Genomic DNA, 15,203 nt, shown 5'->3' on the forward strand with positions numbered 1-15,203 from the left:
TGAACAACATGAGGAAACGAATTCCTGATTTTGAAGAGGAATTAGAAGTTGAGCGAGTAGAAGAAAAAGAAAGTTTACCGCCGCGTAGTGAAATTCATAGAAATAAAGAGAAAAAACAAAAGTTTAAAATAAATCATATTTTCGTCCGGGTTTTAACATTTCTATTCATTCTGCTGCCGATTAGTATTTTGTGGTATACGGATAAATATATTCAGGTGAAGGGCGATAGTAATAATGCCGGGAAAAGTGCGTTTGAAGTAATCTTCTTTGATTCAGCTAAATCTGAGTCGCAGAAACAGTCTGAAAAAGCGATAACGCATACTGTGAAAGAGGGAGAAACTTTAGAAAGTATAGCGAAGCAATATTTTTCAGATGAAAATGGGGTTGAAGTAATTAAAAAGTATAATAACTTGCAAGAAGATGAAGTGAGTGCAGGTCAAGAATTAAAAATTCCGATAAAAGATAAGTCCATAAAGCAAGAGAGCTAGTGAATTAGGCGAACGCAGTTTGTTATAAAAGCCTAGGGTTATCTTTATGATGAGGGGAGTAAAAAATATGATATGGATTATATTATTCAGTACTCTCATAGGAATGGGGATTTTATTACTTCTTGTGATGTATAAAGAAGCGATGCGTAATACAGTGTTGGAACATACTTTAGTATTTAAAGAATTTCCGAAAAGTTTTCAAAAAGTAAATGTGTTTTTTATTTCTGATGTTCATAGAAGAGTCATTTCGAATTTGTTAATTGAACAAGTAAAAGGAAAAGTAGATCTCGTAATTATCGGAGGAGATTTAGCAGAGAAAGGAGTCTCGTTATCAAAAATCTCTGCCAATATTCAAAAGTTAAGAGAGATAGCTCCTGTATATTTTGTGTGGGGAAACAATGATTATGAGATAGAATATCATGAATTAGATGCTTTATTATTAGAAAATAACGTAAAAGTTTTAGATAATACAAGAGTGGTATTTGAGTCTGAATTAGGCGAGAAAATTTGTTTGCTCGGTATAGATGATGTTGGATTGCACCGTGATCGTTTAGATTTGGCATTGGCGGATTGTAAAGAAGATGGTTTTCGTATCTTAGTTAGTCACAACCCTGATATAATAAAAAAGATGTCTGGAAATGAACAGATTTCACTTGTATTAAGTGGACATACGCATGGAGGACAAATCCGATTATTCCCATCTAAAAAATATTTAAAAGGTGGCGTATATAACCATTTGAATACGATTCTCTTTGTTAGTAATGGGTACGGAACAACATTGATACCACTTCGTTTCCGAGCGCCTGCTCAAACACATATTATTACATTGTGCGGAGGGAAATGATGCCAACTCTTAGTGGAAAATATAATATAAAAGCTGTTTCAAATATAATTGGAGTTCAGCCGAGTACGCTTCGCGCATGGGAAAGACGATATCAAATTATTGCCCCAAAGCGGAATCAAGCTGGGCATCGTTTATATACAGAAGAGCATATTCAAATTTTAAAATGGTTAATGGAAAAAGTTTCTTCCGGTATGATGATTGGACAAGCAGTTCAGTTATTAGAAGAGAATCGTTTGCAGAGTACAGTTCAAAAAGAGATACATTTCGATAAAGAAGTTGTTTTAGTGGACGATTTGCTACAAGCTTTGTTAAAATTTGATGAAATTACAATTGCTGCATTATTAAACGAAGCTTTTAGTATATATTCAACAGAAAAGGTTGTTGCCAGTATCGTTCTTCGAGTGACAGACAAATTATTAACGTCAAAAAATAATAATGAGATTTCAATGGTGCAATTTCAATATGCACTATCATTTTTACAAACGCGTCTAGGGATGGTGTATCACAATGCCTCAATGTTTTCTTCTTTACACAAAGTTATTGTGTTAGAAAAGAATGCATTGAAAGGATTTATTTTTTCAACTTATTTACGCTTAAAAGGATATGAGGCGATATATATTAGGACAAGCTTAGCTGAAGATGGTATGTTGTCAGCGGTAGAGGAAATACAGCCGAAATATGTATTTGTATCTTTTGCTGACGAACTAGAAATGAAAAAGACGATGAACTTTATAAATGTATTACAAGAAAAAAGGGAATCTCTTTCTGTTGGATTTATCGGAAAGCTAGGCGTTCTAAACCAGTTGGACATTGAAACAATCTTAATTGGTGATACGAAAGAAGAATGGGATGAATGGTTAAAAATGTCGGAATAGTTGTTCGAAAAGAACCATCTATTTTCTATTTCATATAATAAAAATTAGATGCATTGGTTACGTAGGGAGGGTATGAGATGAGGCTGGAACGATTAAATTACAATAAGATAAAAATTTTTCTAACATTTGATGATTTATCTGAACGAGGATTAACGAAAGAAGATTTATGGAGAAATGCGCCGAAAGTACAGCAATTATTTCGTGATATGATGCAAGAAGCAAATAAGGAATTAGGATTTGAAGCAGATGGTCCGATTGCAGTTGAAGTGTTTTCTCTACAAGCACAAGGGATGGTTGTAATTGTAACGAAAGAAAATCAAGAAATGGATACGGATGATGAGTTCCGTGACGAGTTTATTGAAATGCAAGTGACTCTAGATGAAAGTGAACATATATTATATGAGTTTGCTACGCTAGATGACATAATTAACCTGTCGAATCGCTTATATAACCTTGGTGTAACTGGCGGAAAGCTATATACGTGGGATGAGCGCTTCTATCTTTGGGTGGAAGAAGAGGAACAAATTCAATTGTTAAAAGCGGATTTTATAGCTATTTTAGCGGAATACGGCAATCCGTCTACAGCAACTATTTATCGCATCATGGAGTACGGTAAAGAATTAATGGATTTTAACGCGATAGAACAAATACACAATTACTTTGTGAAAAAACAAAACCTCAGCTAATACAACATAGCTGAGGTTTTGTTTTTATTTGGATAAGGGAAGGGATGATAGTAAATACGCGAACATACTTTTTGAAAATAAAATATGCAGTTTTATGGGAGCGTCGCTGAGGAAAATAAAAAATATTTAAATATTTAAGTATTTTACTTTTCTAAAAGTAATAAAAGGACTATAATAATAGTGAAAACGCTTGCAACAGAAAATAGTTTGTATATATTTGTTAGCGTTTTCTATTGCATTCCAAATTTAAGGGTGTATACTAGGCAATGAAGGTTTACTAAACAAGTGAAATTACAGGGGGTTTACTTACTATGGTAGCCGAAAAGGGAATTCAAACAAAAACACAACAACAAAGGGAACAACATTTTGAACTATTGAATTCAACACAAATTGTTATTAGTGAAGCGTTAGAAAAATTGGGTTATCCAAACGAAGTATATGAATTATTAAAAGAACCAATTCGTATGATGACAGTGAAAATACCAGTTCGTATGGATGACGGGACTGTTAAAATATTTACAGGATATCGTGCACAACATAATGATGCTGTTGGTCCAACGAAAGGTGGAATTCGCTTCCATCCGAATGTAACAGAAAATGAAGTGAAAGCACTTTCAATCTGGATGAGTTTAAAATGTGGTATTGTTGATTTACCATATGGTGGAGGTAAGGGTGGAATTATCTGTGATCCACGTGAAATGTCATTCCGTGAGTTAGAAAGATTAAGCCGCGGTTATGTACGAGCAATTAGCCAAATCGTAGGTCCGACGAAAGATATTCCAGCTCCAGATGTATTCACAAACTCTCAAATTATGGCATGGATGATGGATGAGTATAGCCGTATTGATGAATTTAATTCACCAGGATTTATTACAGGTAAACCGCTTGTATTAGGTGGATCACATGGACGTGAAACAGCAACTGCGAAAGGTGTAACAATTTGTATTCGCGAAGCTGCGAAAAAACGTGGCATTGATATTAAGGGTGCACGCGTTGTTGTTCAAGGGTTCGGTAATGCTGGTAGCTTCTTAGCTAAATTTATGCATGATGCAGGTGCGAAAGTTATTGCAATCTCAGATGCTTACGGCGCTTTACATGATCCAAACGGATTAGATATTGATTATTTATTAGACCGTCGTGATAGCTTCGGTACAGTAACAAAGCTATTTAACAATACAATTTCAAACAAAGAATTGTTAGAGCTTGATTGCGATATTTTAGTTCCAGCTGCAATTGAGAACCAAATTACAGAAGAAAATGCTAATGATATTAAAGCGAAAATCGTTGTTGAAGCTGCAAATGGTCCAACAACATTAGAAGCGACTAAAATTTTAACAGATCGCGGAATTTTACTTGTTCCAGACGTATTAGCAAGTGCTGGTGGTGTAACGGTATCTTACTTTGAGTGGGTACAAAATAACCAAGGTTACTACTGGACTGAAGAAGAAGTAGAACAACGTTTAGAAAAAGTAATGGTAAAATCATTTGATTCTATTTATGAAACAGCACAAGTTCGTAAAGTGAACATGCGCTTAGCGGCGTACATGATTGGTGTTCGTAAAATGGCTGAAGCAAGCCGCTTTAGAGGTTGGGTATAAAATATTATATCTTGAGAAAACGTGATTTCCTTTCGAGGGAATCACGTTTTTTTGTTGAAGTATTAAATGAGGTGTTGTATATGGAGAATGAAATGCTGGAACGAGTAGAACAATTAGAAGAAAAGGTTAAGAGGTTAGAGGGAGAACTTGCAAGAACGGTGAAAGCTCGAAAAATAAGTACTGTTCGGATATTCGGGGAAGGGCTACTGTTTTTGATATTTGGTATGGTTGTAGTAGGGCCGATTATTGCCGTTGTAATCTCAATTTTTACTTGGCTTGCTGAAAAATAAAATAAAAATAAAAATTAAAAACAAAAAGAACGCTTGTTCTATGCGAACAAACGTGCTATACTCTCCTTAGATAAACAAAACGGAAATGATTTTAAGGAGAGATAAATGATGAAAATGACAGTAGACCAAAGATTTATGATGCCAGCAGATGTTGTAGAGCGAGTGGAAGTATTACGAAACAAACAAAGCAAGCGTGGCACATTATTACAATCGGTAAACAATTTTTTCGGTTTAGATACGAAAGAAGATTGTGTTTGGTTTTACGGTTTTTATGGAGTGGCTGTAAGTATCTTGTTGTTTATGGTGTTCACTTCAAATATTTTCGATTTTCTCTTCGCGTAAGAAATATGCGATAAGGACATTGCTACCGAATACATATATAAGGAAGTAAGGTAATCTTCTAGAGCGGGAGTTGGTAGCAATGGCGATGTTTCCTATAGAGCGCAACTATATAGGATATGGAAGTTCACGACCGGGGATTCCTCTAACTAAAGTGAGATTTATTGTAAGTCATGATACGGGGAATCCTGGAAGCAATGCGATAGGAAATCGAGATTACTTTAATGAATTACAACCGAAAGCTTCGGCGCATACATTTATAGATGATAAAACAATATTGGAGATTATTCCTATAAATGAAGTTGCATATCATGTTCGATATGGTGTGCCGACGGATAATGACTTATACGGCTATGACGCGAATAAGGCGGCCATTGGAGTGGAACTTTGTTATGGCGGTGATGTTAACTTTTGGGAAGCATATAATCGTTTTACATGGTATCATGCGTATTTATGCCAAAATTTTGGCTTAAATCCGAAAAAAGATATCGTGTCACATAAAACGCTTGATCCAGCTAGAAAGATTGATCCTGAGAATGTATTAGGGAAACAAGGTATTAAATTTCAGCAGTTTTTAGCAGATGTCTATCGGATGTACGTTTCGTTTAGATGACAAATATATGAAAAATGAATACAATAAAGATAGGTGCCTACTGCTGTAAGTAGGTTTTTTCTTGTTTTTATAAATAGTGTATTGGTAGAAGACTAGGAGTGGACGAGTATGCAGAAAGAAACAGTTATTATAATCGGAGGCGGTCCGTGCGGATTAGCGGCAGCGATTTCGTTGCAAAAGGTAGGGATAAATCCGTTAGTAATTGAAAAAGGAAACATTGTAAATGCCATTTATAATTATCCAACTCATCAAACATTTTTCTCTTCTAGTGAAAAATTAGAAATTGGTGATGTAGCTTTTATTACAGAAAATCGTAAGCCAGTTCGAAATCAAGCGCTTGCGTATTATCGTGAAGTAGTAAAACGTAAATCTGTACGTGTAAATGCTTTTGAGCGAGTGGAGAAAGTTCAAAACGATGGAGAAGTTTTTCAGGTTGAGACGACAAAGCGTGACGGAAGTAAAGAAATATATATAGCGAAATATATTGTTGTAGCAACTGGATATTATGATAATCCAAATTATATGAATGTTCCAGGTGAGGAATTGAAGAAAGTAGCTCACTATTTTAAAGAGGGGCATCCTTATTTTGATCGAGATGTAGTAGTTATAGGTGGGAAAAACTCGAGTGTAGATGCCGCGTTAGAACTTGTTAAAGCTGGTGCGCGTGTAACGGTACTGTATCGTGGAAGTGAGTATTCACCAAGCATAAAGCCTTGGATTTTGCCAGAATTTGAGGCGTTAGTACGAAACGACACAATTCAAATGCATTTCGGGGCTCATGTGAAAGAAATTACTGAGCATACATTAACGTTTACAGTTGATGGTGAAGATTTTACAATCCAAAATGATTTTGTATTTGCGATGACTGGTTATCATCCTGATCATAGCTTCTTAACAAAGATGGGTGTTAAGATTGATGAAGAAACAGGACGTCCAATTTATACAGAGGATAGAATGGAAACGAATGCTGAAAATATTTTCATTGCAGGTGTCATAGCTGCTGGAAATAATGCAAATGAAATATTTATCGAGAACGGTAGATTTCATGGAGATGCGATTGCACAAACTATTGCATCAAGAGAAAAATAAAAAGGAGCTGTCGGGAAAACCTCGACAGCTCCTTTTTATTCGTGCATAAACATATTTTGAATGGATTCATGAGAATTTGTATTCTCTAATGCGACAAGTAATTTAATGCGTGCTTTTTGTGCATTTAAGCCGTATGTGAATACAATGCCCATATCTTTTAAGTGTTTACCGCCACCTTCATACGAATATACGTCTTGAACGATACCGTTGAAACAGCGAGAAACTAATACGACAGGAATACCTTTATTTAATAATCGTTCTAGACTAGGAAGTGTTCTTGGAGGTAGATTACCTTGTCCAAGCGCTTCGATAACAATACCGTCTACAGGAAGATTTTCGATTGCTGCTAATAATGTATCATCCATGCCGGCATATGCTTTTAGAACAACTACATTTTTAGATACTTTGTTTATCGTATATGTTTCGTGATGTACTAAAGCGTGATGGAAGACAACACCGCGTTTTGTTACCATTCCAATTGGTCCATATTGTGGGCTTTGGAATGTTGCGACATTACTTGTATGTGTTTTCGTTACATTTGTAGCGCAATGAATTTCGTCGTTTAATACGACTAAAACACCTTTTTCTGCAGCTTCATCACAACTAGCAACTTTTACAGCTGATAAGAAGTTATATAGACCATCAGCACCTAACTCATTGCTAGAGCGCATTGCACCTGTCACAACAATCGGAATGGTTGCTTGTACTGTTAAATCTAAGAAATAAGCTGTTTCTTCTAATGTATCCGTACCATGCGTAATGACTACGCCATGAATGTTGTCTTGTTTTACTCTTTCATCAATGATGACTTGTAATTGTAACATTTCGCTCGGTGTCATATGAGGAGATGGTAGATGGAACACATCTTCAACGATTAAATCAACATCGCCTTCTAAATCAGGAATGAATTTTAAAAGAGGATTTTTTTCACCTGGTTGTACGACCCCAGTTTCTTTATCTTCCTCCATTGCAATTGTTCCACCTGTGTGTAAAACTAGGATTCTTTTCAATGCTTATACCCCTTTCAAGTAAAAAAATACATTTAGAACATAACATGTTTTGAGTAAATTCGACAATGGAAATGTATAAAAGTATGCCTCGAAAATGACAATAAAATTAACTGCTATATGTACGATGTATAAAATCACGAAACGAAATGTGCAAATATAGTATAGGAGGGGGCAATTATGTTGAAAAAGATGGAGAGAATTTTTATTCGTATATTAATAATACAATTCATTTGTCTTTCTGTTGTACAATTGTTATTTATACATAAGTCATCAGTGAAATATTTATCTAAAATTGTTTATTACGAAGGTGTCATGGTAAAAAATAAAGCAGAAATCTTGCAGGTGAATAGGTAGTTTTCATTTTCTTCTATGAAGGATTATGCTACAATAATTGAGGATTTAATGACGTGAAGCAAATGAGAAGAAGCAGGGTGAACACCTGCTTTTCGTTTTGTTTTATAAGTGAAAAAATGAGGTGTTACAATGGATAAACGAATTTCAATTGCTATAGATGGTCCAGCAGCTGCTGGGAAAAGTACAGTGGCAAAAGTTGTTGCGAAGGAACTTTCTTACGTTTATATTGATACAGGCGCGATGTACCGTACACTTACATATGCAGCCCTTGAACAAAAAGTAGATATTGAGAATGAAGAACAGTTAATGGAAGTTGTAAAGAATGTAAATATTGAATTTCAGCAAGGAGAAAATACGCAGCTTGTATTTTTGAATGGACAAGATGTTTCTGAAGTAATCCGTACACCTGATGTGACGAATCGAGTATCTATTGTAGCGAAGCATCGCCTTGTTCGTGAAGAAATGGTACGTCGTCAGCAAGAGTTAGCGAAAAAAGGCGGCGTTGTAATGGACGGCCGTGATATTGGTACACATGTATTACCGGATGCTGAAGTGAAAATCTTTATGCTTGCTTCTGTTGAAGAAAGAGCGGAAAGAAGGCATTTAGAAAATTTAAATAAAGGTTTCGATTCTAATTTAGAGCAGCTAAAAGAAGAAATTGCTCAGCGTGATAAATTAGATTCAGAACGCGAAGTTTCTCCACTAAAAAAGGCTGATGATGCATTGGAATTAGATACGACTTCTTTATCAATTGAAGAAGTTGTCCAAAAAATTATGAGTATTGTTTCAGGAGTGTTTGCGAAATAAAGAAAGGGGATAATCCTCTTTCTTTTTTTGTTGAAATAGAAATGTAAAGGATACGTGAATTGTGAGTCTCTTTCCTTGACAAATGAGCTGATTTGTAAGAAGTTAGTTAAAGAGGAATAAAACTGTCAGAATATATTCGCTATTATATTTCAAAACATACTTTTTTCAAGCTGGTTTTGCTGTATACTATTTATATAGGTTTAATATATTTTCTTGTGAATGGTATTGAAAAAGAGTATGTGATGAGAAATTCTTAAACATGCAAATGAAAACTTTGTTTTCATTTCGTATATACATAAAAAAATGCTTTGTCAATTCTGTAGGGAGGTATTTCCATGGTAGAGAAAATGAATGAAGAAGTTATGGATTCAAAAGAATTACAAGTTGGTGACGTTGTTACAGGTTCTGTAACGAAAGTTGAAGAGAAACAAGTGCTTGTAAATGTTGGATACAAAACAGATGGCGTAATTCCAATTAGTGAATTAGCTAACGTTCATATTGAAAAAGCAAGCGATGTTGTAGAATTAGATCAAACACTAGAGTTGAAAATTATTAAATTAGAAGAAGATGATCTTGTCTTATCTAAACGTGCTGTTGATGCAGAAAAAGCATGGGTAGAATTACAAGAGAAATTTACTTCTGGTCATGTATTTGATGTTACTGTAAAAGATATTGTGAATGGCGGATTAGTTGTGGACCTTGGTGTTCGCGGTTTTATTCCAGCTTCACTTGTAGAAGTACATTATGTAGAAGACTTTACTGACTATAAAGGTAAAACATTAGCGGTGAAAATTGTTGAATTAGACCGTGAAAAAAATCGTGTAATCCTTTCGCATAAAGCGGTAGTAGAATTAGAACTAGATTCTAAGAAAAAAGAAGCAATTTCTTCATTAAAAGAAGGTGACGTTGTTGAAGGAACAGTGCAACGATTAACTGACTTTGGTGCTTTCGTTAACGTTGGTGGCGTGGACGGTTTAGTTCACATTTCACAAATTTCACACGAACGTGTAGAGCAACCTTCTGAAGTATTAGAGCAAGGTCAAAAGGTTAAGGTAAAGGTGTTATCTGTTGATGCTGATACACAACGTATTTCTTTATCAATTAAAGCGGCTCAACCAGGACCTTGGGAAAACGTTGCTGGCGAAATAAAAGCTGGAGATATTCGTGAGGGAGTAGTAAAACGCCTTGTTACATTTGGTGCATTCGTTGAGATTTTACCTGGCGTTGAAGGACTTGTACACGTATCTCAAATTGCAAATCGTCACGTGAAAAACCCGAATGAAGTATTGGAAATGGGACAAGAAGTAAAAGTGAAAGTACTTGAAGTTCACGTAGCAGAGAAACGTATTTCTTTAAGTATAAAAGAAGCGCTTGAGGAAAATAATGTAATTGAAGATTATAGTCAGTATGAGCCAAATGCTGATTCTGCTACTTTCCAATTAAGTGATATTATTGGTGAACAACTGAAAAAATTAAAGAAATAATGAGGGGTACAAGTGGTAAGGGCAAAACGTAAATTAGATCATATTGAATACGCTCTTTCTACTGGTCAGTCTCGTACGCATGGCTTTCATGATATTGATTTTGTGCATCAAAGCTTGCCAAATTCAAATTATGACACAATAACATGTGAAACAAAAATCGGCGAACTTTCACTAAGTTCGCCGATTTTTATCAATGCGATGACTGGTGGTGGAGGAGAGAAAACGTTACATATTAATGAGCAATTAGCATATGTAGCGAAACAGCATAACCTTGCTATGGCTGTAGGGTCGCAAATGGCGGCGTTAAAAGATGAAAGTGAGGCTGCTTCTTATAAGGTGATTAGAAAGGTAAACCCGAATGGTATTTTCTTTGCTAATTTAGGTAGTGAGGCAACTATCGAGCAGGCAGAGCGTGCCGTTGATATGATTGAAGCGAATGCATTGCAAATTCATTTAAATGTCATACAAGAGTTAACGATGCCAGAAGGAGACCGTGACTTTACTGGTGTACTTCAGCGCATAGAGAAAATTGTTTTAAATAGTAAAGTTCCTGTCATTGTAAAAGAAGTTGGATTTGGGATGAGCAAGGAAACAATGCAACAGTTAGCGAACGTAGGTGTAACGGCAATTGATATTGGTGGGCAAGGTGGTACGAATTTTGCTGCTGTTGAAAATGAAAGAAGACAGCGAATGCTTTCTTATTTTAATAACTGGGGCATACAAACAGCAACCTCGATTATTGAAGCAACCTCTACAAATAATAACCTCTCTTTTATTGCATCAGGGGGTATACAGACAGCGCTTGACGTAGCGAAAGTAATCGCATTAGGGGCGAATACAACTGCGTTTGCTGGTTACTTTTTACGTATTTTAATGCAAGATGGTATCGAGAAATTAGTGGATGAAATTGAGCTTCTACATACAGATTTGAAATTTATTATGACAGCTCTTGGTGCGAAGACGATAGAAGAGTTGCAATCTGTACCTCTTGTTGTAAAAGGTGAAACATATCATTGGTTAATGCAGCGTGGTATTGATACTGCGCATTATAGTAGGAGATAAAAAATCAACCGTTCGGTTGATTTTTTTGTTTTGTTTTCTTTCTCGTAATATAAAATGGAATTGGTATTTTATAAAAATTGTAATTGAAAAAAGGTTAAAAAATGAATATGATTAGTTACTAGATTTTTGGAGAGGGCTTGATTTTCTAAAGGAAATAGGTGGAGGTAAAAAAAGTGATAGGAGGATATAGTACACAAAATATTATTTCGATATAAATAAAAATCATTAAAATGATTATGTAAAAGACGGTTTCGTACAATATCGAAACCGTCTTTTTGTATTCATTAGTGCTGGTTTTGTTTTCGAGCCTGCTCTGGTGTATCAAGTCCAGTTGCACCTGGATATTGTAGTGATTGATCACGATCAGATTCAACGCGGCGTGATTCTCGTAGTTTTCGTTCTTGGCGATCTTTACCCATAATGAATAACACCTCCTTGTTAAAAGTGTTGCTGTTATAAGAAAAAACTATGCGTAAATAAAGTGGATTAACTTTCATAAAAAATTCCCATAATGGAAAACATAGGAGGTGAAGTAGATGGATGGAAGTACTTTTTATTTTATAGCTTGGATAGGGTGGGTTGTCGTAACCTTTTTTATGAAAAAGGACCATATTCGGTGGAAGTTAGGCGCTTGTATATTGATTTTTATAATTTGCTCTCCGTTACATGTAACGATCGCCTCATTCATGGTATCAGTAAATGCTCTTTTACTTTGTATTATTTCTTTTATAGGGATCGCGCTGTATTCTGTTTGGAAAAAATTATATAGCTTACTTTCGGCACTTATTATTGCGATGTTATATACAAGTTTTCATCTGTTAGAGATATATGATCCGATTTGGATTGTGGTGGATAGAGTGTTTCTGCTAAGTAGTGCTCTTGTGTATGCATCGGTGTTATTGCATGGGGATCGCATATTACGATTATGTTCCCTATATGTAGGGATGTTACAAGGAGAGTTGCTAGTGACATTTATTTTTCGGAAATTGAATTTTCCATATGATTACGGTAGTTTAGCATTTTTTGATATCGTCGCCGTTTCTACATTATTCATGGCAGTATTGTTTTGGATTGCAAAAGCATCAGTATACATGGAACAGTTTAAGAGAAAAACACGTAAAAGAAAGGCGAGGGTAATACATGACTGAATATACACCAGCCATTTTATGCGGCGTAATAGCGGGGACAGTTACAAGGGTGTTAATGCTTCGGACGGATACACGGCAATATCCGACGAGGCTACATGGAAAGATTATTCATATTGCAATGGGGTTAATTGCAGCAGCTTTAGGAGCGATTGCAATCCCATCTATTTTGAAAAAAGATTTTTCTGCCATTACATTTCTTACGTTAGCAGCGACACAATTTCGTGATGTACGTAATATGGAAAGAAATACACTTCAACAATTAGATGGATATGAGCTCGTACCGCGTGGAAATACGTACATTGAAGGGATTGCATTGGTTTTTGAAAGTCGCAACTATTTGGCGATGTTAACGTCGTTTGCAACGACGTTTGCGTATATAGGGTTCCGTTCATGGATTGCTGGAGTAATTATGGCTATAATCGCATTTTTTATTGCGAAAAAATTAATGTCTGGTAGAAGACTCCATGACCTTGTAGATATTGAGCATGTTCCGCTGCGTTTTGAAGGAGCAGGGCTTTATATCGATAATATTTATATTATGAATATTGGATTGCCAGTGAGGCAAGAAGAGATTATGAAATATGGCATGGGGTTTATATTAAAACCGAAATCAATTGATGCGATGGTGACAATCTCAAATTTAGGGCAACGGCAAGCTATTTTACACGATGTTTCGGTGGCGTTAGGCATTTATAGAGATTCTGGTACACCAGCGCTTGTACCGTTAGCAAAGCGTGATTTAGAGGATGGCAGGGTTGGGATTTTTGTCTTACCGCAAGATCAAGATGCAGAGAAAGCGATAAGTGTCATAGGAAATGTACCAACGTTAGAAAGTGCTGTCCATATGTCATCGGAAGCCCCGAAAGGAAGGGGAGATAAGAGATGATGTTAGAAAGCGTTATCCTGGCAGTTATTACAACAGCGCCAGAAAAATTTGCAGGTGGTGCTCCTTTATTTGTTTGTGAGTCGATGGAGGAACTAGAATTTGTTGCAAATAATTTAGAGGCAATTTTAGATGGTATTGCGCATCGCTTACAAGAGAATGTATATATTATTGTGAAACATTAGGAACGTGTGTTATAATGTGAGGTGTTTTGATACGTTGAGAAATATTCTGGAATGCAAATCCCTTCTTGCACAAAGAAGGGTTTTTTACATAATAAACAGAAGCAAGTTGAAAGGATGAAAGTATATGCCGAAACCAGTAATAGCAATAGTAGGCCGCCCGAACGTAGGAAAATCTACTATTTTCAATAGAATAGTTGGAGAAAGAGTTTCAATCGTAGAAGATATCCCAGGTATAACTCGAGACCGTATTTATAGTGCGGGAGAATGGTTAAATCATGAGTTTAACATTATTGATACAGGTGGAATTGATATTGGAGACGAGCCGTTCTTGACACAAATTCGTCAACAGGCGGAAGTTGCGATTGATGAAGCAGATGTTATCATTTTTATGACGAATGGTCGCGATGGTGTAACTGCAGCGGATGAAGAAGTTGCTAAAATTTTGTATCGTTCTAAAAAACCAATTGTACTTGCGGTAAATAAAGTTGATAATCCAGAAATGCGTAGTGATATTTATGATTTTTATTCATTAGGATTTGGCGAGCCATTCCCGATTTCAGGTACACACGGTTTAGGACTTGGTGATTTGTTAGATGAAGCTGCAAATCATTTTCCAAAGATTGAAGAAGAAGCGTATGACGATGAAACAATCCGTTTCTCTTTAATTGGACGTCCAAACGTAGGGAAATCATCGCTTGTAAATGCACTTCTTGGTCAAGAACGTGTAATTGTAAGTAATATCGCAGGAACGACGCGTGATGCTGTCGATACACCATATAGTAAAGATGATCAAGATTATGTAATCATCGATACAGCTGGTATGCGTAAAAAAGGAAAAGTATATGAAAGTACAGAAAAGTATAGTGTACTTCGTGCACTTAGAGCGATTGAACGTTCTGACGTTGTTTTAGTTGTTTTAGACGGAGAAGAAGGAATTATTGAGCAAGATAAAAAAATCGCTGGATATGCTCATGATTCAGGACGAGCTGTTATTATCGTTGTAAACAAATGGGATGCAGTGAAAAAAGATGAAAAAACAATGAAAGCATTTGAAGAAAACATTCGTGCTCATTTCCAATTCTTGGATTATGCACCGATTGTATTCTTATCTGCAAAAACGAAAAAACGTACACAAACGTTATTACCGGTTATCAATGAGGTAAATGAAAGCCATAGTATCCGTGTACAAACAAACGTATTAAACGATGTAATTATGGATGCGGTAGCGATGAATCCAACACCGACTCATAATGGTAGCCGTCTGAAAATCTTCTATGCGACACAGGTTGCGGTAAAACCACCGACATTTGTTGTGTTTGTAAACGATACAGAATTAATGCACTTTTCATATGAGCGCTTCTTAAAGAATCGTTTACGTGAAGCGTTCGGTTTTGTAGGAACGCCGATTCACATTATTGCTCGAGCAAGAGACTAATGGAGAGGATGTG

The 15,203-nt window shown here is 35.9% G+C and carries 19 protein-coding genes; 17 read left to right on the top strand and 2 right to left on the bottom strand.

The window, feature by feature from the left end; translation table 11 throughout:
* Positions 1 to 8 precede the first annotated feature (8 nt).
* The 9 genes from ATL10_RS01800 (at position 9) to ATL10_RS01840 (ending at position 6,822) form a co-directional block, all read left to right on the top strand.
* On the top strand, positions 9 to 488 hold the full coding sequence (locus ATL10_RS01800; RefSeq protein ID WP_110496343.1) for a LysM peptidoglycan-binding domain-containing protein: 480 nt from the start codon (positions 9 to 11) through the stop codon (positions 486 to 488).
* A gap of 67 nt (positions 489 to 555) precedes the next feature.
* The gene (locus ATL10_RS01805) at positions 556 to 1,332 is read left to right on the top strand and encodes a metallophosphoesterase (RefSeq protein WP_110496346.1); all 777 of its coding nucleotides are present in this window, start codon (positions 556 to 558) and stop codon (positions 1,330 to 1,332) included.
* Complete coding sequence (locus tag ATL10_RS01810; protein WP_065228528.1) at positions 1,332 to 2,207, top strand: MerR family transcriptional regulator; 876 nt, start codon at positions 1,332 to 1,334, stop codon at positions 2,205 to 2,207. Before ATL10_RS01805 ends, ATL10_RS01810 begins: the two co-directional genes overlap by 1 nt.
* A gap of 77 nt (positions 2,208 to 2,284) precedes the next feature.
* On the top strand, positions 2,285 to 2,893 hold the full coding sequence (locus ATL10_RS01815; protein ID WP_001235398.1) for a genetic competence negative regulator: 609 nt from the start codon (positions 2,285 to 2,287) through the stop codon (positions 2,891 to 2,893).
* Between the two features lie 311 nt (positions 2,894 to 3,204).
* Positions 3,205 to 4,491, top strand: a complete 1,287-nt coding sequence (gudB, locus tag ATL10_RS01820) for an NAD-specific glutamate dehydrogenase (protein ID WP_110496348.1) — start codon at positions 3,205 to 3,207, stop codon at positions 4,489 to 4,491.
* An 80-nt stretch (positions 4,492 to 4,571) separates the two neighbouring features.
* The gene (locus tag ATL10_RS01825; protein WP_000426766.1) at positions 4,572 to 4,781 is read left to right on the top strand and encodes a hypothetical protein; all 210 of its coding nucleotides are present in this window, start codon (positions 4,572 to 4,574) and stop codon (positions 4,779 to 4,781) included.
* A 105-nt stretch (positions 4,782 to 4,886) separates the two neighbouring features.
* Positions 4,887 to 5,123 carry a DUF3961 domain-containing protein gene (locus ATL10_RS01830; RefSeq protein WP_097949100.1) on the top strand — a complete coding sequence of 79 codons (237 nt, stop codon included), beginning with the start codon at positions 4,887 to 4,889 and terminating at the stop codon, positions 5,121 to 5,123.
* 79 nt (positions 5,124 to 5,202) lie between these two features.
* On the top strand, positions 5,203 to 5,733 hold the full coding sequence (locus ATL10_RS01835; RefSeq protein ID WP_001240655.1) for a peptidoglycan recognition protein family protein: 531 nt from the start codon (positions 5,203 to 5,205) through the stop codon (positions 5,731 to 5,733).
* Between the two features lie 108 nt (positions 5,734 to 5,841).
* Entirely contained in the window at positions 5,842 to 6,822 is a 981-nt protein-coding gene (locus ATL10_RS01840; protein ID WP_001168518.1) for a YpdA family putative bacillithiol disulfide reductase, read from the top strand.
* 35 nt (positions 6,823 to 6,857) lie between these two features.
* Here ATL10_RS01840 and ansA read toward each other — a convergent pair whose 3' ends face one another.
* Positions 6,858 to 7,832: an asparaginase gene (gene ansA / locus ATL10_RS01845; RefSeq protein ID WP_000822009.1), complete on the bottom strand. Its 975-nt coding sequence runs from the start codon at positions 7,830 to 7,832 to the stop codon at positions 6,858 to 6,860.
* A gap of 180 nt (positions 7,833 to 8,012) precedes the next feature.
* Here ansA and ATL10_RS31075 point away from each other — a divergent pair, with 180 nt between their 5' ends.
* The 4 genes from ATL10_RS31075 to ATL10_RS01865 all read left to right on the top strand — a co-directional run bounded on the left by ATL10_RS31075 (position 8,013) and on the right by ATL10_RS01865 (position 11,539).
* Positions 8,013 to 8,186 carry a YpfB family protein gene (locus ATL10_RS31075; protein ID WP_023521499.1) on the top strand — a complete coding sequence of 58 codons (174 nt, stop codon included), beginning with the start codon at positions 8,013 to 8,015 and terminating at the stop codon, positions 8,184 to 8,186.
* A 129-nt stretch (positions 8,187 to 8,315) separates the two neighbouring features.
* Positions 8,316 to 8,993, top strand: coding sequence for a (d)CMP kinase (gene cmk / locus ATL10_RS01855; protein ID WP_000361252.1), 678 nt, complete (start codon positions 8,316 to 8,318; stop codon positions 8,991 to 8,993).
* A gap of 335 nt (positions 8,994 to 9,328) precedes the next feature.
* Positions 9,329 to 10,477: a 30S ribosomal protein S1 gene (gene rpsA, locus ATL10_RS01860; protein WP_000229558.1), complete on the top strand. Its 1,149-nt coding sequence runs from the start codon at positions 9,329 to 9,331 to the stop codon at positions 10,475 to 10,477.
* A gap of 12 nt (positions 10,478 to 10,489) precedes the next feature.
* Positions 10,490 to 11,539, top strand: a complete 1,050-nt coding sequence (locus ATL10_RS01865) for a type 2 isopentenyl-diphosphate Delta-isomerase (RefSeq protein WP_110496350.1) — start codon at positions 10,490 to 10,492, stop codon at positions 11,537 to 11,539.
* A gap of 284 nt (positions 11,540 to 11,823) precedes the next feature.
* On the opposite strand, the gene ATL10_RS30895 is transcribed toward ATL10_RS01865, so the two are convergent.
* Positions 11,824 to 11,958: a YpzI family protein gene (locus tag ATL10_RS30895; protein WP_000513900.1), complete on the bottom strand. Its 135-nt coding sequence runs from the start codon at positions 11,956 to 11,958 to the stop codon at positions 11,824 to 11,826.
* 117 nt (positions 11,959 to 12,075) lie between these two features.
* Between ATL10_RS30895 and ATL10_RS01875 the strand changes: the two genes are divergently transcribed.
* The 4 genes from ATL10_RS01875 to der all read left to right on the top strand — a co-directional run bounded on the left by ATL10_RS01875 (position 12,076) and on the right by der (position 15,190).
* Positions 12,076 to 12,687 carry a YphA family membrane protein gene (locus ATL10_RS01875; protein ID WP_002093921.1) on the top strand — a complete coding sequence of 204 codons (612 nt, stop codon included), beginning with the start codon at positions 12,076 to 12,078 and terminating at the stop codon, positions 12,685 to 12,687.
* Entirely contained in the window at positions 12,680 to 13,573 is an 894-nt protein-coding gene (locus ATL10_RS01880) for a YIEGIA family protein (RefSeq protein WP_000141599.1), read from the top strand. Before ATL10_RS01875 ends, ATL10_RS01880 begins: the two co-directional genes overlap by 8 nt.
* A complete protein-coding gene (locus ATL10_RS01885; protein ID WP_000979048.1) occupies positions 13,570 to 13,755 on the top strand; it encodes a capping complex subunit for YIEGIA in 186 nt (61 codons plus the stop codon). The genes ATL10_RS01880 and ATL10_RS01885 overlap by 4 nt, the downstream gene beginning before the upstream one ends.
* Before the next feature lie 124 nt (positions 13,756 to 13,879).
* Positions 13,880 to 15,190 (top strand): ribosome biogenesis GTPase Der, encoded by a 1,311-nt coding sequence (gene der, locus ATL10_RS01890; RefSeq protein WP_001125890.1) that lies wholly within the window; start codon positions 13,880 to 13,882, stop codon positions 15,188 to 15,190.
* Positions 15,191 to 15,203: the final 13 nt, after the last annotated feature.

It is taken from the genome of Bacillus sp. 196mf, from assembly GCF_003217275.1.
Lineage (GTDB): Bacteria > Bacillota > Bacilli > Bacillales > Bacillaceae_G > Bacillus_A > Bacillus_A thuringiensis_S.

Excerpts from the sequence above, each read along its gene's own strand:
- ATL10_RS01800 (WP_110496343.1), top strand. The coding sequence starts at position 9 with ATGAGGAAACGAATTCCTGATTTTGAAGAGGAATTAGAAGTTGAGCGA.
- ATL10_RS01805 (WP_110496346.1), top strand. The coding sequence starts at position 556 with ATGATATGGATTATATTATTCAGTACTCTCATAGGAATGGGGATTTTA.
- ATL10_RS01810 (WP_065228528.1), top strand. The coding sequence starts at position 1,332 with ATGCCAACTCTTAGTGGAAAATATAATATAAAAGCTGTTTCAAATATA.
- ATL10_RS01815 (WP_001235398.1), top strand. The coding sequence starts at position 2,285 with ATGAGGCTGGAACGATTAAATTACAATAAGATAAAAATTTTTCTAACA.
- gudB (WP_110496348.1), top strand. The coding sequence starts at position 3,205 with ATGGTAGCCGAAAAGGGAATTCAAACAAAAACACAACAACAAAGGGAA.
- ATL10_RS01825 (WP_000426766.1), top strand. The coding sequence starts at position 4,572 with ATGGAGAATGAAATGCTGGAACGAGTAGAACAATTAGAAGAAAAGGTT.
- ATL10_RS01830 (WP_097949100.1), top strand. The coding sequence starts at position 4,887 with ATGATGAAAATGACAGTAGACCAAAGATTTATGATGCCAGCAGATGTT.
- ATL10_RS01835 (WP_001240655.1), top strand. The coding sequence starts at position 5,203 with ATGGCGATGTTTCCTATAGAGCGCAACTATATAGGATATGGAAGTTCA.
- ATL10_RS01840 (WP_001168518.1), top strand. The coding sequence starts at position 5,842 with ATGCAGAAAGAAACAGTTATTATAATCGGAGGCGGTCCGTGCGGATTA.
- cmk (WP_000361252.1), top strand. The coding sequence starts at position 8,316 with ATGGATAAACGAATTTCAATTGCTATAGATGGTCCAGCAGCTGCTGGG.
- rpsA (WP_000229558.1), top strand. The coding sequence starts at position 9,329 with ATGGTAGAGAAAATGAATGAAGAAGTTATGGATTCAAAAGAATTACAA.
- ATL10_RS30895 (WP_000513900.1), bottom strand. The coding sequence starts at position 11,958 with ATGGGTAAAGATCGCCAAGAACGAAAACTACGAGAATCACGCCGCGTT.
- ATL10_RS01875 (WP_002093921.1), top strand. The coding sequence starts at position 12,076 with ATGGATGGAAGTACTTTTTATTTTATAGCTTGGATAGGGTGGGTTGTC.
- ATL10_RS01880 (WP_000141599.1), top strand. The coding sequence starts at position 12,680 with ATGACTGAATATACACCAGCCATTTTATGCGGCGTAATAGCGGGGACA.
- ATL10_RS01885 (WP_000979048.1), top strand. The coding sequence starts at position 13,570 with ATGATGTTAGAAAGCGTTATCCTGGCAGTTATTACAACAGCGCCAGAA.
- der (WP_001125890.1), top strand. The coding sequence starts at position 13,880 with ATGCCGAAACCAGTAATAGCAATAGTAGGCCGCCCGAACGTAGGAAAA.